At 71.9% G+C, this 15786-nt stretch carries 14 protein-coding genes; 5 read left to right on the plus strand and 9 right to left on the minus strand.

Going from position 1 to position 15786, the window contains the following annotated elements:
* Positions 1–60 precede the first annotated feature (60 nt).
* Entirely contained in the window at positions 61–2757 is a 2697-nt protein-coding gene (locus R2J75_RS09600) for a polysaccharide deacetylase family protein (RefSeq protein WP_316411568.1), read from the plus strand.
* A gap of 10 nt (positions 2758–2767) precedes the next feature.
* Here R2J75_RS09600 and R2J75_RS09605 read toward each other — a convergent pair whose 3' ends face one another.
* The gene (locus R2J75_RS09605) at positions 2768–3169 is read right to left on the minus strand and encodes a VOC family protein (RefSeq protein ID WP_316411569.1); all 402 of its coding nucleotides are present in this window, start codon (positions 3167–3169) and stop codon (positions 2768–2770) included.
* 225 nt (positions 3170–3394) lie between these two features.
* Positions 3395–4618 carry a hypothetical protein gene (locus R2J75_RS09610; RefSeq protein ID WP_316411570.1) on the minus strand — a complete coding sequence of 408 codons (1224 nt, stop codon included), beginning with the start codon at positions 4616–4618 and terminating at the stop codon, positions 3395–3397.
* Between the two features lie 266 nt (positions 4619–4884).
* Here R2J75_RS09610 and R2J75_RS09615 point away from each other — a divergent pair, with 266 nt between their 5' ends.
* Entirely contained in the window at positions 4885–6459 is a 1575-nt protein-coding gene (locus tag R2J75_RS09615) for a methyl-accepting chemotaxis protein (protein WP_243330979.1), read from the plus strand.
* Between the two features lie 30 nt (positions 6460–6489).
* Here the strand turns inward: R2J75_RS09615 and R2J75_RS09620 are convergent, their stop codons facing one another.
* The 6 genes from R2J75_RS09620 to R2J75_RS09645 all read right to left on the minus strand — a co-directional run bounded on the left by R2J75_RS09620 (position 6490) and on the right by R2J75_RS09645 (position 11355).
* Positions 6490–6636, minus strand: coding sequence for a hypothetical protein (locus R2J75_RS09620; protein ID WP_243330981.1), 147 nt, complete (start codon positions 6634–6636; stop codon positions 6490–6492).
* A 101-nt stretch (positions 6637–6737) separates the two neighbouring features.
* Complete coding sequence (locus tag R2J75_RS09625; protein ID WP_243330983.1) at positions 6738–7493, minus strand: phosphatase PAP2 family protein; 756 nt, start codon at positions 7491–7493, stop codon at positions 6738–6740.
* Positions 7494–7572: 79 nt separating this feature from the next.
* The gene (locus tag R2J75_RS09630; protein WP_243330985.1) at positions 7573–8988 is read right to left on the minus strand and encodes an NAD(P)(+) transhydrogenase (Re/Si-specific) subunit beta; all 1416 of its coding nucleotides are present in this window, start codon (positions 8986–8988) and stop codon (positions 7573–7575) included.
* Positions 8985–9248, minus strand: a complete 264-nt coding sequence (locus R2J75_RS09635; protein ID WP_279341857.1) for an NAD(P) transhydrogenase subunit alpha — start codon at positions 9246–9248, stop codon at positions 8985–8987. Before R2J75_RS09635 ends, R2J75_RS09630 begins: the two co-directional genes overlap by 4 nt.
* Before the next feature lie 44 nt (positions 9249–9292).
* Positions 9293–10432, minus strand: a complete 1140-nt coding sequence (locus tag R2J75_RS09640) for an NAD(P) transhydrogenase subunit alpha (RefSeq protein ID WP_394365901.1) — start codon at positions 10430–10432, stop codon at positions 9293–9295.
* Positions 10433–10527: 95 nt separating this feature from the next.
* Complete coding sequence (locus R2J75_RS09645; protein ID WP_243346097.1) at positions 10528–11355, minus strand: ATP-binding protein; 828 nt, start codon at positions 11353–11355, stop codon at positions 10528–10530.
* 204 nt (positions 11356–11559) lie between these two features.
* Between R2J75_RS09645 and R2J75_RS09650 the strand changes: the two genes are divergently transcribed.
* Positions 11560–12309, plus strand: coding sequence for an energy transducer TonB (locus R2J75_RS09650; RefSeq protein WP_243346098.1), 750 nt, complete (start codon positions 11560–11562; stop codon positions 12307–12309).
* Here the strand turns inward: R2J75_RS09650 and R2J75_RS09655 are convergent.
* Positions 12288–13004 (minus strand): carboxypeptidase-like regulatory domain-containing protein, encoded by a 717-nt coding sequence (locus tag R2J75_RS09655; protein WP_316411572.1) that lies wholly within the window; start codon positions 13002–13004, stop codon positions 12288–12290. The genes R2J75_RS09650 and R2J75_RS09655 overlap by 22 nt on opposite strands.
* 413 nt (positions 13005–13417) lie before the next feature.
* On the opposite strand from R2J75_RS09655, the gene ettA reads away from it, so the two are divergent.
* Together ettA and R2J75_RS09665 are read left to right on the plus strand one after the other, a co-directional pair.
* On the plus strand, positions 13418–15100 hold the full coding sequence (gene ettA, locus R2J75_RS09660; protein WP_243346102.1) for an energy-dependent translational throttle protein EttA: 1683 nt from the start codon (positions 13418–13420) through the stop codon (positions 15098–15100).
* 54 nt (positions 15101–15154) lie between these two features.
* A complete protein-coding gene (locus R2J75_RS09665; RefSeq protein WP_243331007.1) occupies positions 15155–15763 on the plus strand; it encodes a hypothetical protein in 609 nt (202 codons plus the stop codon).
* Positions 15764–15786 lie beyond the last annotated feature (23 nt).

Raw genomic sequence — 15786 nt, forward strand, 5'->3', positions numbered from 1 at the left:
CGCGGGCGGGGGCCATTGAAATTTCCGGGGCTGGGCGGGCGGCATGGGCATACTGAAGCCATGCCCCCATCCCCCCTGACGAAGCGGCCCTGGCTCCTGGCCTCCCTGGCCCTGCTCCTGATCGGAGCCGGCGCGGGGTTCCTCGCGTTCCGGCCGGGGGCGGGTCGGCAGGACGGCAGCGCCCGGCAGCGGCTGCAGGCCTTCGTGGCCAACCCCCGCCAGAAGCCGGACGCCGCTGCCTTCGAGGCGGTGATGAAGGAGGTCCTGCGGGGGTACCGGCAGATCATCGTGCTCTTCGCGGACGAGGCGGGCCTCAAGCCCGAGGAGGCCGCCCACGCGGCTCGCATCGGCAAGGCGATCTACCACGAGAACCAGGACCGGCTGATCCTCCTGGACGACGCCCTCACGGCCCTGGTCGCTTCCGGACAGGGGAGCCGCGCGGCGGTCCTGGACGATCTGCTGACCTGGATCGAATCCGGCAGCGGGCTCTTTGACGCCGACCGGCTCGCCTTCAAGGAGACCCTCCAGGCGCTCCGGAAGGCCGTCGCGGAGGATCAGACCCTGCCCGCGGTCAAGCTCCACCGCCGCATCATGGAGGACCTCTCGGCCCTGGGCGAGATCGAGGCCCAGTACGACCGGGAACTGCGCCAGGTGTTCGGGCGCTTCGGGGAGCGGGGGATCCAGGTCCGGCGCCAGCGCTGGGAGGACTACGTGGCCAAGCTCAAGGCCACCTTCAGCGTCGAGGCCATCCTCCGGGACTACGGGACGATCATCCCCTATCCCCAGGTGAAGGGCGCCGCGGAGGACGCGCGGGAGATCTCCGGCAAGGGGCTGCCCCCCAGGACCCTCCTGTTGACCTTCGATGATGGGCCGCATGGGACGTATTCGGAGGAGATCTCCGCCATCCTCAAGCAGTACGGGGTTCCGGGCGTGTTCTTCGAACTGGGGCAGAACCTGGGACGCATCGATGCCGGCGGCCGGCCCGTCCTGGGGCGGCTCGCGCCCGTCAGTCAACATCTCCTGGCCTCCGGGCACCAGCTGGGCAACCACAGCTTCAGCCATGCCCAGCTGGCCAAGGCGGACGCCGGCGCCTTGCAGACGGAGATCCGCCAGACGGAGGCGCTCCTGGCCGCGGTGCGGGGCGACGGCGCACGGCTCTTCCGCTTCCCCTATGGGGCGAGCAGCCCTGCCTCCCTGGCCAGCCTGGAGGCCTTCCACCTCCGGGCCATGGCCTGGAACATCGATTCCAGGGACTGGGCGGATCCGGTGCCCAGCTCCATCGTCGACCGGGTGCTGCGGGAGGTGGATGGCGAGCAGCGCGGCATCGTCCTCTTCCATGACATCAATGAGCGCACCGTCAAAGCCCTGCCCCTCATCCTCGACCGGCTCGTCGCGGAAGGCTACCGGTTCGCCAGCTGGGAGAACGGCGCCTTCAAGATCGGCGACGCCGTGGTGCCCGCCGGGGCGAAGGCGGTTCCGACCACCGGCTACCGGGAGAGCTGGGCCGTGGTCATCGGGATCGACGACTACCCCCGCTGGCCCCGGCTCCAGTACGCGGTGCGGGATGCGGAGGCGCTGAGGCGGACCCTGGTGGAGCGGTTCGCCTTCCGGGAGGACCATGTCCTCGCGCTGAAAAACCAGGAGGCCACCCGGGCCAACATCCTGGGCCTGCTCCACGACAAGCTCGGCCAGCTGGGCCTCCAGCGCGACGACCGGGTCCTGGTGTTCTTCGCGGGCCATGGGACGACCCGGAAGCTGTCCTCCGGCCGGGACCTGGGCTACATCGTGCCCGTGGACGCCGGACCCGAGAACCTGGCCACCGAGGCCATCCCCATGACGGAGATCCAGAACCTGGCGGAGGCCATCCCGGCCAAGCACGTGTTCTTCGTCATGGATTCCTGCTACAGCGGCCTCGGGCTGACGCGGGGGGCGGGCTCCCAGAACTTCCTCAAGGAGAATGCCCGGCGGATCGGACGGCAGATGCTCACGGCGGGCGGCGCCGACCAGATGGTGGCCGATGGCGGGCCCAACGGCCATTCCATCTTCACCTGGACCCTGCTCCAGGGGCTCGACGGGAAGGCCGACCTCAACGGGGACGGCTTCATCACGGCCACGGAGCTGGCGGCCTACCTCTCCCCGGCGGTGTCGAGCGTGTCCGCCCAGACCCCCGCCTTCGGGAGCCTGCCCGGGTCCGAAGGGGGGGAGTTCGTCTTCGAACTGCCCGCCGAAACGGAATTCCTCAGCCCCGATACCCGGCAGCTGGAGAGTTCGGCCCTGGCCCTGAACCAGAAGATCGCCGCCCATCTGGAGGGCCGGAAGCCGACGGCCCCCGCCACCATCAAGACCCTGGAGGGCGGGGAGACGAAGCTGACACCCGGGAAGGCCATCGTGCTCGCGCCGCGCCAGGCCGCGCAGCGGGCCAATGACCGCGGCCTCCAGGCCTACCGCGAAAAGCGCTATGCGGATGCCGAGGCCGCCTTCGCGGAGGCCCTGAAGCTCCGGCCGGACTTCGCCCTGGCGGCCAACAACCTGGGGTATGTGTACTACAAGCAGGATCGCTTCGCGGAAGCGGCCCGATGGTTCGAGAACGCCATCCGCATGGATCCCTCCCGGGCGATCGCGTACCTGAACCTGGGGGACGCCTGCTTCAAGGGCGGGGAGCTGCCGAAGGCCCGGAAGGCCTTCGAGACCTACCTGGAGCTGGCGCCCAAGGGGGCCGGTTCCGCCTACGCCCGGGACCGACTCCAGCGGTTCTGAGGCACGCCCGTCAGGGCGCCGGCTCCTGGACCATGTGGAGCACCCCCCACCCATGGCCGTCCAGATCCACGAAGCTGTGGGTGTACATGAACCCGAAATCCTCGGGCTGGTCGTAGGTGGTGCCGCCGGCGGCCAGGGCCTTCGCGACGAGCGCATCCACCTCCTCCCGGCTGCCGCAGCTGAGGGAGATCAGGACTTCGACGGCCTGGTGGGTGTCGCAGATGGCCTTGGGGGTGAAGGTCTTGAATTTCTCGTGGGTGCCCAGCATGACGCAAACGGCCTCGCTGATCACGATGCAGGCCGCCGTCTCGTCGCTGAACCGCGGATCCTGGGGGAAGCCGAGCGCCTTGAAGAAGGCGACCGACTTGGCGAGGTCGGCGACGGGGAGGGTGAGGTAAACCTGGTGGACCATGCCGATCTCCCTTGGGGGTGCCCGAGGAGGGGGGCCGCGGGTGCCCCGCATCATGGCAGACCTGCCCCCCGGGTGGAATGGGGGCGGGCCGCATCCCTTCCACGCGGGTCGGGTGGGGTGGAGGGGCCAGCCCCGGCGGGGGAGGGGGGCCTGGCTCTCCCGCGGTTTCCGCGCGGGCCACGCGTACTAAAAGTGCATAAATACGGGGGGGCCGAGGTGGGGGACTCAGGCCCTGGCGGGCTGCGAATCGATGAATAGATTGTGATATTCCCGCAGCTCCGCCGCCCAATGCCCGGGGACGAGGATGTGATGGTTGCCCAGGGGCCGCGCCAGGAGGGACGCCAGGCCTCCCTGGAGGCGCACCTGCACCTGGGTGCGGCAGCGGTCCTCGGCGGAGCCGCAGGCCACGGCCTCGCCTTCGGCGACGTAGAGGCCGCGCAGGTCCTCCCCGCCGATGCGCACCAGGGTGACGGGGCCCGGGGCCCACGTGCCCTGGATGCCCACGCCCAGGGCGGATTCGAAGTGGGACCGGAGGGCGTAGGTCTGGACGAGCTTCCGGGCGATGGTGCAATGGGCCAGCCACAGGGTTCCCGCGGCCGGGTCCAGGTCCTGGGGGTTGGCCATGAAGGAGAGCCGGCCGGTGAGGGCCTGGACCCAGAGCATGGTCAGGGCGGCGGGCAGGTCCCCCTCGCACCCGGCCACGATGCCCGCGTCCATGAGGTCCGAAAGGCCCAGGCAGCCGGTGGTCGCCAAGCCGGTGACCAGGTCGAAACAGCGCACGCTGCAGGCGTCCAGGCGCTGCGCCGCGACGAGGCTGCGGAGGGCCGCCGCCACCTGGGCGGCGGTGCGGAGGTCCGCGGCGGAGGGCTCGAGGATGCGCGTCGCGCCCTGGCGGAAGCCCTGGTCCAGGGCCTCGGCGGCGACGGGGTCGGCCTGGCGGAGGGCGGCCTCCAGGTCCGCGAGGGGCACCTCGATCACCGCCGGGCCCCAGGTTTCGGTGACGCGGGCCGGATCGGGCCGGCTCGCCACCAGCCAGTCGGAGGGGGTCCCGATCAGGCCGAGCCGCAGGCGGGCCATGCGCGCCCGCACCGCGAGGTGGTGGGCGGTCCGGGCCAGGTCGGCCGCGGCCGTGCCCGTGCCGTTGATCAGGAAGAGGCGGCCCTGCCGGCCGATCTGGTGGAGGCGGGCGAGGACCTCCAGGGCGGCGGGCAGCGAGTTCTGGGCCGGGTGGGCGAGGAGGAGCACCGGGTCCGGCCGCTGGGCCGCGGCCTCCAGGGCGAGGTGCTCGGTGCCGCCCGTGACGAGGAAGAGGGCCTGGGCGTCGGAGGCGTCCTCCACCCGGCGGGTGGGGAGGCCCTGGGCGGCAAGGCCGGCCGCGAGGGCGGCGCAGGCGGCCTCCACCAGGTCAGGCGCATGGAAGCGGGAGGCGAGGGGCAGGATCGTGAACATGGGCAGACCTTCGGGGGGGAAGCTTCGAGGATAGCCCATCGGGGGGCGCGCGCCGCAGGTCCCGGGCTCCATGGCCGGTTGCGCATATACGAATAATCTATTGAATTCGGGGACCTCGCTTATCTTGAATTGCACATCAGCAACCCCTACAGTGGAGGCATCCATTCATCGACCACGCAGGAGCCGGCTGCTTTGACCCATGGAGGGTCCCGCCCCTCCCCGGGACCCCGCGTGGCAAGGGAGTTGCCATGTTCGATTTGAGGAATATGAAGATCTCGAAGCGCCTCGGCCTTGGGTTCGGGGCCCTCGGGCTCGCGATGCTGACGGTATTCGCGGTGGCCTGGTGGGGGACGGCCTCCCTGGCGAAATCGGACCAGATGATCCTGGAGGAGGCTGAGAAGGCGGCCGCCGCCAGCCAGCTGGTGGACACCCTCTCCCAGATCAACCTCTCCACCTGGACCTTCCTCGCGGCGCGGAACCCCGCCGACCGGGACACGGCCAACGCGCGGATGGGGGAGCTCCGGAAGCAGTACAAGGCCGCCATGGGGCGGCTCAAGGCGGTCAAGGACGCGCCCCGGGGCGTGGAGCTCCTGGCGGCCTGTGAATCCGCCCTGGGCCAGGGGCGCGACGCCAACAACCGCATCCTCGCGCTCAACCAGGCCGGCAAGACCGCGGAGGCGCTGGACGCCTACATCACCGAGGGGAACCGGATCAAGGCCCGCACCGACGGCGCCTTCGCCCAGTACCTCCAGTACCGGGACGCGGTGATGCGGGAGAAGGCCGCCGACGCCGGGGCCGTCCTCGTGCGGGTCCGGGTGGTGCTGGCCATCGTCCTGCTGGCGGGGCTCGCGGCGGGTTCCGCGGTGGGCCTCGCGATCACGCGCCTCTATTCCCGGGACATCCAGGCGGTGACGGCCAAGACCCTGCTGCTCGCCGAAGGCAATTTCGCGGTGGACGTGCCTGAGGCCTTCCGGATCCGGAAGGACGAGATGGGGGAGCTGGCCCGGGCCTACCAGCAGATGGTGGACGGCGTCCGGAGCCTGCTGCGCGCGCTCATGGAGGAGGTGCAGTCCCTGGCCTCGTCGGCCACGGAGCTGTCCGCGTCCTCGGACGAGATGGCGGCGACCACCGAGGAGATCGCCCGCACCACCGAATCCCAGCGGGATGGGGCGACGCGCGCCTCCGCGACGATCACCGAGCTGTCCCGCTCCATCGCCTCGGTCAGCGGCCACGCCCAGGCCTCGCTGCGGGTGATGGAGAGCGCCCTGGACGCCACCCGCAAGGGGGACGAGGCGGGGCGCACGACCCAGACCGCCATGGAGGACGTGAGCACCACGGCGGACCGTATCACGAGCGCCATCCGCGTCATCACCGAGATCGCGAACCAGACCAACCTGCTGTCCCTGAACGCGGCCATCGAGGCGGCCAAGGCCGGCGCCCACGGCCGCGGCTTCGCCGTGGTCGCCGAGGAGGTCCGGAAGCTGGCGGAGCACAGCGGCTCGTCGGCCAAGGAGATCGCCCAGCACATCGTGGCCGCCCAGGAGGCGGTGAACAACGGGGTGGGCACGGTGAAGGCCTCGGCCCGGCTCCTGGCGGAGATCCACGCGAACCTGGAGACCCTGGCCGACCAGACCCGCCAGGTGGCCGCCGCCGTCGCCGAGCAGAGCCAGGCCGGCTCGATGGCGGCGGGGCTCATGGACCAGGGCGCCCGGGATTCGGCGGCATCGGCCTCGGCGGCGGCCCAGATGGCGGCCACGACCACGGAGATCGCCCGGACCGCGGCGGAGCTGGCCCGCATCGGCGAGCGCCTCAACGGGATGATCCACCGCTTCAAGCTCTGAGGGATCCGGGCCGGGGCCGCCGGCGCGGGGTCAGGCCTCGCGCGGGGCCTCGCCCCGCTCCCGGGGGTCCCAGCTGGCCTCGAATTCGGCCTCGCGCCGACGGGAGTCCTGGATCCGCTCCAGCAGGCGGCGCTGCGAGGGGGTCAGGGGTTCGTGCTCGGTTTTGCGTTTCTGCAAGGGCGGTCTCGCGCGCGGTCGAATGGGGTCGGATGGCCCCATTAGGCCCGATGGGCCCGGGGCCCGCAAGGCCCCGGGTGTGACAGGCGTGGAAAATCTTCCTACTGGCCGCCGGCGGGGGCCTTGGCCCGGAGTTCGGCGCGGCAGGCCTCCAGGGCCCGGGCGTAGTCGGGGTTCTTCAGGAAGGCGTCGTGGACGATCCGGGCGAGGATCTGGCCCCCCAGGTTGTCGGAGGGGAAGTGGACCCCCGCGAGCATCCGGCCCCAGGCGTTCTTCCGGGCCCAGGTGAAGAGGGCCTCGCGGCGAGCGGGCATGAGATCGGCCAGGACATGGGCGGTGATGAACACGGCGGTGGCGTGGCCGCTGGGATAGGAGAAGTAGCCGGGATCCAGGACGCCGCCCTTCTGCTCCTGGGGCGGGGTCACGCAGGGCTGGACGCGCTTGTCCTGGATGGGCGGGCGCAGGCGCCGGTACTGGAGCTTGGCGGCGTGGTTGGCGCTTTCGCCGTCCCCGAGGGCCTCCTGGAGGAGCTTGGCGCACACGGGGAGGTTGGAGGGCGTGAACCAGGGGCCCAGCACTTCGGCCACATCGAAGTAGTTGAGGCGGTCGGTTTTCCGGGCCCACGCCACTTCCTCGGCGGTGCGCCAGGCCTGGAGCTGGAGGATGGTCTCCAGGTCGGCCTGGGCGGCGAGGGTGCCAACGGCGGGCGGGGCGGGGAGGGGGGTCAGGTCCAGGGTGCGGGCGTCGAAGAACCGGTGACCGGGCACAAGGCGGGCGGGCTCAGGCGTCTGGGACTGGACGGGGCCCGCGACGAGCAGGGCCAGGATCAGGGCCGGGGGGGCCAGGGGGATGCGCATGCGTAACCTGTGGGAGGGCCAGCGGTTGCCGGCGGGTCAAGCGCCATGGTAGCACCTGACCGGACGGCCCGGGCGGGCCTCAGGGGTGGCGCGCCTCCCCGCCCAGCTGTCGTACCAGGTCCCCGATCACCGCCTTGGCGTCCCCGAAGAGCATGAAGGTCTTGTCCAGGGCGTAGAGGGGGTTGTCGATGCCCGCGAAGCCGGGGTTGCGGGACCGCTTGACGGCATACACGGTGTGCGCCCGGTCGGCATCGATGATGGGCATGCCGTAGATGGGGCTGGCCGGGTCGCTGCGGGCGGCTGGGTTGACGACGTCGTTGGCCCCGACGACGAGGCAGACGTCGCAGACGGGCATCTCCCCGTTGATGTCGTCCATCTCCACGAGATCGTCGTAGGGGATCTCCGCCTCGGCCAGGAGGACGTTCATATGGCCGGGCATCCGGCCCGCCACGGGGTGGATGGCGAACTTCACGGTGACGCCCCGGCGCTTCAGGAGGTCGTACAGCTCCCGGAGCTTGTGCTGGGCCTGGGCGACGGCCATGCCGTAGCCGGGGACGACCACCACCAGGCCGGCCTGGGCCAGGATCTGGGCCGCGCTCTCCGCCGTGTCGGCCTTCAGGGCGCCCGCCGCGCCGGCCGCGACGGGGGCGGTCTGGCCGAAGGCCCCGAAGAGCACGTTGGCGAAGCTGCGGTTCATGGCCCGGCACATGAGCACGGAGAGGATGAAGCCGGAGCTGCCGTCCAGGGCCCCCGCCGTGATCAGCAGCTTGTTGTCCAGCACGAAGCCCATGGCCACGGCCGACAGGCCCGCGTAGGCGTTGAGGATGCTGATCACGGTGGGCATGTCGGCCCCGCCGATGGGCAGGACCAGGAGAATTCCGAAGGCCAGGGAGAGGAGGACGAGGAGGCCGAAGGCCCAGGGGGCCCAGGGGGCGAGGGGCGCTGCGACCAGGGCGGCGGCGGCCCCGACGGCCAGCGCCAGGAGCCCGAGGTTCACGGCGTTCTGGAAGGGATAGGTGACGGGGCGCTGGGGGATCCAGCGCACCTCCTGGAGCTTGCCGGCCGCGAGGAGGGAGCCGGTGAGGGTGAGGAAGCCCAGGAGGACCTCGGCGCCCAGGGCCGCCGTGACGAAGGGACCGAGGGCCTCCCGGCCGCCCTCGGCGTAGGCGTGGACGAACTTGGCGGTGCCCACGAGCCCGGCAGCCATGCCGCCGAAGGCGTGGGAGAGGGCCGTCCGCTGGGGCACGGCGGTGAGGGGCACCTGGGCGAGAGGGTAGCCCGCGGCCGCCCCCAGGGCGAAGGCCGCCAGGATGGCCAGGCCGTGGGTGCCGCCCCCCGCCGCCGCCCCCGCCAGGGTGCCCGCCACGGCCAGGGCCATGGCCGCGGCGCCGGCGAGGACGCCCCGGCGGGAGGTCCCGGGGTCGCCCATCCACCGGAGGCTCTGGATGAAGAGGGCCGCGGCGGCCAGGTCCGGGAGCAGGCGCAGCGGGCTCACGGCGGTCCCTCCCCCTTCTTCCGGAACATGCGGAGCATGCGGTCGGTGATGAGGAAGCCGCTGACGATGTTCGTGGTGGAACAGAAGATGGCCAGGAGCCCCAGGAGGGTGACGGCGGCGGGCTGGCCGCGGCCGGCGGCGACGAGGAGGGCGCCCACCACCGCGATGGCGGAGATGGCGTTGGTGAGGCTCATGAGGGGGGTGTGGAGGAGGCGGGAGACCCGCTGGATGCTCATGAGCCCCACGTAGGTGGCCAGCATGAACACGAAGAGGGACCCGCCGAGGTCCGCGGGGGCCTGGGCGCTCACGGGGCCGCCTCCGCCCGGAGGGCCTCGCGGGTGGGGCCGTGGACCACCCCGCCCTCCCGGGTGAGGACGCAGGCCCGGAGCAGGTCGTCCTCCCAGTCGGGCCGGAAGGCCCCGTCGGCCCAGAAGGCCTCCAGGAGGTGCACGAGGTTGCGGCCGAAGAGGGCGCTGGCGTGCTGGGGCATGGTGGCGGGCAGGTTCAGGGGGGCCAGGATCCGGACCCCGCCGTGGACCACGGTCTCGCCCGGCCGCGAGAGTTCGCAGTTGCCCCCGCCGTCGGCCCCCAGGTCCACGACGACGCTGCCGGGGCGGAGGCGCTCCACCAGGTCCCGGTCGACCAGGCGTGGCGCCCGGACGCCGCCGATGAGGGCCGTGGTGATGAGGGCGTCCATGCCGGCGCCGTGCTCGGCCAGCAGCTGGGCCTGGCGGGCCCGGTCCTCGGCGGTGAGGTCCGCGGCGTAGCCGCCGCCGGGACGAGGGCCGGGCGCCAGGTCGATGCCCACGTAGCGCCCGCCCACGGACGCGATCTGCTCCTTCACTTCGGGCCGCACGTCGGTGGCGCTCACGGCCGCGCCCAGGCGGCGGGCGGTGGCGATGGCCTGCAGGCCGGCCACGCCCGCCCCGATCACGAACACCTTGGCCTGGGGCGTCGTGCCCGCGGCCGTCATGAAGAGGGGGACGTACCGGGGCAGGGCCAGGGCGGCGAGCAGGGCGCCCCGGTATCCGGTGATGTTGGCCTGGCTGGACAGGGTGTCCATGGCCTGGGCGCGGGTGGTGCGGGGCAGGCAGTCGGTGCTGAGGGCGGTGACGCCCGCGGCCGCGAGGGCCCGCACGGTGTCCAGGTGACGGCTGGGGAAGAGGGAGCCGAGGAGGAAGGTGCCCGGTCGCAGGCGGAGGGCCTCCTCCGGCCACGGGGCGGTCACCCGCAGGACCAGGTCGGCGGTCTCCAGCAGCCCCGCGTCCGGGACCACGGACGCGCCGGCGGCGGCATAGGCCGCGTCGGGGAAATGGGCGGCCTCCCCGGCGCCGGCGCCCACGGCCACCTTGGCGCCCAGGGCCACGAGGCGGCGGACGGCATCCGGATCCGCGGCGACCCGGGTCTCCCCGGGCCGCGTCTCCTTCGGTACAGCCACGCGCATCCAGCCCCCAGGGAACACCCGGGGCAAAAGATACGCGGATTCAATCTCGCATCAAGGGGCGGGATCGGCGGCCCGGAGGCCGCGCGCCGCGGGGGTCAGGCGACCCACTGCTCCTTGCGGACGGCGCCGTCCACGCCGACGACGACGGCCTTGATGGGCACCCGGCGGGAGGCGGCCTGGGCCGCCATCTGGGCCTGGCGGAGGAGGCCGCCGCAGCAGGGGACCTCCATGATCATCACCGTGATCGTGTTCACCTCGGCCTCGTCGATGAGGGCGGTGAGCTTGCTCACGTAGACGTCCTGGTTGCTGTCGAGCTTGGGGCAGGCGATGGCCAGCTTCTTCCCGGGGAGGCAGGCCTGGTTGAAGTCGGCCATGGCGAAGGCGACGCAGTCGGCGGCCAGGAGGAGGTCGGCCTTGTGGAAGACCGGGTTCATGGGACTGATGAGGTGCATCTGCACGGGCCACTGGGTGAGCTGGCTCTGGAGGCCGTCCCGGGTCTCGGCGGAGGCGGGGGCCCGCTCCAGGGTGCGGGGGGCGGAACCGGGGCACGCGTGCATGGGCTTCTCCTTGTAGTCGGGGACGGCGACGCCGAGCTCGGCCAGGTAGGCCTCGGCCTCGCGCAGGTAGGCGGTCTGGGCGTGGTGGTGCAGGTGCTTGAGGTGGGCCTTCAGGGTGTTGGCGCCCATGGGCAGGATGTTGTCCAGGGTGGCGCGCTCGCTGTAGGGCGCGGCCTCGCGCGTCTCGACGAGGATGGCCCCCTGGGGGCATTCGCCGACGCAGGCCCCCAGGCCGTCGCAGGTGATCTCGGAGACGAGCCGGGCCTTGCCGTCGATGATCTGGAGGGCCCCCTCGGGGCAGCCGTCGGCGCAGAGGCCGCAGCCGTCGCACTTCTCCTCGTCGATCCGGATGATCTGGCGTTCCATGGGACCTCCACGGACCCCAGGATGCCCCGGAACCGGGGACCGCACCTTGATCTGCGTCAAGATCCGGCGGGATAATGGCCGTCCATCATCCACGGCGGAACCATGGAAGCACGAGGGGGGTCGGAGTCGCCGGCCGGCCAGGGCGGGCCACCGCCAGCCTTTCCGGTACCCGGGGGGCGCCCCGGCCGGCATGTGGCGGCCTCCTTGGCCCTGAGCCTGCCGCTCCAGGCCGCCTTCCTGGCGGGCCTGGCCTGGGTCCAGCCCTGGGGCCCCGCCCGGGCCCGGGCGCCCCGGGCCGTGCTGGGCGTCGTCCTGGCCCCCCTCCCGGAGCTGCTGCCCCCGCCCGGGCCGGCCCGTCCGGCTCCGGCGGCGGCGCCGACGCCCGTCGCGGGCGCGGCCGGCGAACCCGGGGGCAGCTGGGGGTCCCGGGTGAAGGCCCCCGTGGCCCTGGATACCCTCGGCGGACTGCCGGATCCGTCGGGAATGGCGGCCCTGGCGGACCTGCCGGCCTCGGCGCCCGGCGTTCCCCCCGGGCCGTCGGCCCTCCGGATCCCGGAACACCCCTTGGGCGGCGCCGGCTACGGGCGGGGCAGCGGAACGGGTGAGGGGGATGGCCACGGGGCCGGGAAGGGGACCCGGTCCCGGACCCAGCTGGCGCGCATGGCCGCCGAAGGCACGCCGCTGCCCATGGAGGATTTCAAGGTCCTCTCCATGACGACGCCCCGCTACGCCTTCCGGGAGGATGAACGGGGGCTCCAGGGGAGCGTCGTGGTGGTGCGCCTCCTCCTGGACGCCGACGGGGTGCCCCTCTTCGTGGACGCGCTGTCCGGGCCCGAGGTCCTCGTGGGCCCCACCCTGATCGCGGCCCGGCGCTGGCGCTTCCTGCTGGCCGCCCACGTGAGGGACCGGGCCCCGGTGCCCGTGGTGATCCGCTACCGGTGGGTCCTGTCCTGACGGGCCTCCTCCAGGCGGAGCGCCACCGCCTCGTCCCCGGGATCCCGGGCCAGGGCCTCCTCCAGGAAGGGGATTGCCCGCGCGAAGCGCTGGGCCGCCTCCGGGCCGCCCTCCCGGGCCCGCTCGACGAGGCAGCAGCCCAGGATGCGCCGGTTGCGGCCCCGGGCCGCGTGGATCCGCATCCGCGTCCCGGGGGTGGAGGCCGCCGCCAGGGCTGCCGAAAAGAGGCGTTCCGCCGTCCACAGGCCGTCCTCCGCCTCGGCGAAGCGCCCCGCGTTGAAGGGGACGATGGCCGCGTTGTAGGCCTCGCCCGCGGCCATGGCCTCCGCCTCGCCGGGCAGGGCCAGGGGCACGCCGGGCTCGGCGTTCGCGGCCTCGACGGGGGTGAGGAGCCGCAGGTCCAGGCGCACCCAGTCGTCCCCGGCCAGGCTCAGGGGCGCCAGCCTGGGCTGGAAGCCCGGTGCCGCGCAGGTGACCCAGTGGACCTGCCCGGGGAGGAGGCCCGTGAGGCGGAACCGGCCGTCGGGGCCGGCCCGGAAGGTGCGCACGGGGCCTCCGGGGTCGGGGGCCACGGTGAGCACGGCCCCGGGCACGGGGCGGCCCTGGCTGTCGGTCACGGTGCCGCGGGCCTCGCGGGCGGTGCCCGCCCCGAGCGCGACGGCGAGGGCGAAGGCGGGAAGGAGCGTGAGCCTCATGGTCCCCTCCAGGCTCCGCTGGCTGCGGGCGGCGGTCAAGGCTTGCAGCCCCTGGGACGGCCTCCCCGGCGCCTCGGCGATGGCCTTCCCAGGCGGAGGCCGGCGCGAAGACGGCCTGCGCCGAAGCACCTGTCGAAAAGCGCTGCGCCCCTGAACTGCCATGGTTCGTTGAACCGCCAGGATTGGAATGGACGGGGATGGAAAGGACCAACCATGCGCCCTGGGCTCACCCAGCCGCAGGGTCCCGCTTGACCCGACCCATCCCTCCGTCGGCCCTGCGGTGGAAGGGGTTCGCGCAGATGGTAAGGAAAAAAGGGGAGAGGCCCCCTTGCGACGTTCCCCCTCCTCCTTGTCGGGGCTGTCTTTGGTTTGCCGACCGCGCCTAGAATGGAGCCTCACGTTGAAGGAAGCCCATGGCCAAACGCACGACTGACCAGCCCGAGATCATCTACTCCATGATGCGGGTGAGCAAGTTCTACAACAATAAACCCGTCATCAAGGACATCTCCCTTTCTTACTTCTACGGCGCCAAGATCGGCGTGCTGGGCCTGAACGGCTCGGGCAAGTCCACGGTGCTCCGGATCATGGCCGGGGTGGACCACGACTTCAACGGCGAGGCGGTGCTCTCCAAGGGCTACACCACGGGCCTCCTGGAGCAGGAGCCGAAGCTGGACGAGTCCAAGACCGTCCGCGAGGTCGTCGAGGAGGGCGCGGCGGAGAAGGTCGCCCTGCTGAAGGAATACAACGAGATCAACGACAAGTTCGCCGATCCCGACGCGGACATGGACGCGCTCCTGGCGCGCCAGGGCGAGCTGCAGGAGCAGATCGACCACCTGGACTGCTGGGACCTGGACGCCCAGCTGGAGCAGGCCATGGACGCCCTCCGCTGCCCGGACCCGGACACCCTGGTGGGGGTGCTCTCGGGCGGCGAGCGCCGCCGCGTCGCCCTCTGCCGCCTCCTCATCCAGAAGCCGGACATCCTGCTCCTGGACGAGCCCACCAACCACCTGGACGCCGAGAGCGTGGCCTGGCTGGAGCTGCACCTGCAGCGCTACGAGGGCACGGTCATCGCGGTCACCCACGACCGCTACTTCCTGGACCACGTGGCCGAGTGGATCCTCGAGCTGGACCGGGGCGAGGGCATCCCCTGGAAGGGCAACTACTCCAGCTGGCTGGAGCAGAAGCAGGCCCGCCTGGCCCGGGAGGAGAAGGCCGACCGCGCCCGGGAGAAGACCCTGGAGCGCGAGCTGGAGTGGATCCGCATGTCCCCCAAGGGGCAGCACGCCAAGAGCAAGGCCCGCATCTCCAGCTTCGAGAACCTGCTCGAGCAGCAGGGGAAGGAGAAGGAGCAGCAGCTGGAGATCTACATCCCCGCGGGTCCGCGCCTGGGCGACGTGGTGGCCGAGCTGGACGGGGTCACCAAGGCCTACGGCGACAAGGTGCTCTTCGAGAACCTGAGCTTCGCCATCCCCCGGGGCGGCATCCTCGGCGTCATCGGCCCCAACGGCGCCGGCAAGACCACCCTGTTCCGGCTCCTGGCCGGCCAGGAGACGCCGGACAGCGGCAGCCTCCGCATCGGTTCCACGGTGAAGATGGCCCTGGTGGACCAGCTGCGCCAGGGGCTGGATCCCGAGCGCAGCGTCTTCGAGGCGGTCTCGGGGGGCCGGGAGCTCATCGAGATGGGGGGCCGGGAGGTCAACGCCCGGGCCTGGCTGAGCAAGTTCGGGTTCTCCGGCGAATCCCAGCAGAAGAAGGTCAAGGAGCTGAGCGGCGGCCAGCAGAACCGCCTCAACCTGGCCCTGACCCTGAAGAGCGGCGCCAACGTCCTGTTCTTCGACGAGCCGACGAACGACCTTGACGTGAACACCATGCGGGCCCTGGAGGAGGCCATCGAGGCCTTCGCTGGCTCGGCCGTTATCATCAGCCACGACCGCTGGTTCCTGGATCGCCTGGCCACCCACATCCTCGCGTTCGAAGGGGAGAGCCGGGTGGAATTCTTCGACGGAAACTACTCGCAGTACGAGACCTACCGTCGCGAGCAGCTGGGGCTCACCTCGGGCCCCCACCGGATCCACTACCGGAAACTCACCCGCTGAGGGTTGCGCACGGTCACTAATTAATTATTAATTTGGCAGTCCCCCGAGGCTGCCATGCCCTTTCCGTCCTTCCGCGCCCCCCTCCCGGTCCTCGCCGCCGCCTTCCTGGTGGCGGGGGCCGGAACCCTCCAGGCGGGGAAACCCGCGACGCATCGCATGGGGTGCATGGTCACCAACCATTCGGGCCACGATGTGGTGCTCTTCGCCACGGCGGTGCAACCCTTCCAGTACTGGGTGCTCGAGCCCAGGCACCGGTTCTGGTTCGGGCACGGGGCGGAGCGGGAGTCCGGCCCCTTCCCGGTGCGGGAGGCCTTCTACCTGCCCCTCGCCCACGGGAACACCGTCATCCTGGACACGGACCCGGATTGGGACGACCGGCCCTTCGACGCCACCTTCAAGGTCTTCCGCCGCAGGGACGTCGACCACTACCTCTCCCCCGAGCTCCTGGCCTACGGCCCGGGCTCGGCGGATTTCGGGGGCCTCCTCCAGATGACGGGCCTGACCAGTGAACAGTCGCGCCTCGCCCTCCGCTACGCCACCGGCGCGCCCCGCCTGGAGACCTCCCGGGCGGCCGTGACGCCGGTGACCTGGTTCACCGGCACGGACCCGGAGATCGCCGTCCGGGCCGAAAACGAACGAGCCGTCGTGCTGGTACGGCGGTAGGGCGCGGAGGCCGGGTTAGAATC

Origin of the sequence: Mesoterricola sediminis (assembly GCF_030295425.1) — a bacterium.
Lineage (GTDB): Bacteria > Acidobacteriota > Holophagae > Holophagales > Holophagaceae > Mesoterricola > Mesoterricola sediminis.

Coding starts and splice junctions, on each gene's coding strand:
- ettA (WP_243346102.1), top strand. CDS start 13,418: ATGGCCAAACGCACGACTGACCAGCCCGAGATCATCTACTCCATGATG.
- R2J75_RS09635 (WP_279341857.1), bottom strand. CDS start 9,248: ATGCTGGCCACCTACGTGGGGCTCATGAGCATCCAGCGGGTCTCCCGC.
- R2J75_RS09610 (WP_316411570.1), bottom strand. CDS start 4,618: ATGTTCACGATCCTGCCCCTCGCCTCCCGCTTCCATGCGCCTGACCTG.
- R2J75_RS09625 (WP_243330983.1), bottom strand. CDS start 7,493: ATGCGCATCCCCCTGGCCCCCCCGGCCCTGATCCTGGCCCTGCTCGTC.
- R2J75_RS09615 (WP_243330979.1), top strand. CDS start 4,885: ATGAAGATCTCGAAGCGCCTCGGCCTTGGGTTCGGGGCCCTCGGGCTC.
- R2J75_RS09605 (WP_316411569.1), bottom strand. CDS start 3,169: ATGGTCCACCAGGTTTACCTCACCCTCCCCGTCGCCGACCTCGCCAAG.
- R2J75_RS09655 (WP_316411572.1), bottom strand. CDS start 13,004: ATGAGGCTCACGCTCCTTCCCGCCTTCGCCCTCGCCGTCGCGCTCGGG.
- R2J75_RS09665 (WP_243331007.1), top strand. CDS start 15,155: ATGCCCTTTCCGTCCTTCCGCGCCCCCCTCCCGGTCCTCGCCGCCGCC.
- R2J75_RS09645 (WP_243346097.1), bottom strand. CDS start 11,355: ATGGAACGCCAGATCATCCGGATCGACGAGGAGAAGTGCGACGGCTGC.
- R2J75_RS09600 (WP_316411568.1), top strand. CDS start 61: ATGCCCCCATCCCCCCTGACGAAGCGGCCCTGGCTCCTGGCCTCCCTG.
- R2J75_RS09640 (WP_394365901.1), bottom strand. CDS start 10,432: ATGCGCGTGGCTGTACCGAAGGAGACGCGGCCCGGGGAGACCCGGGTC.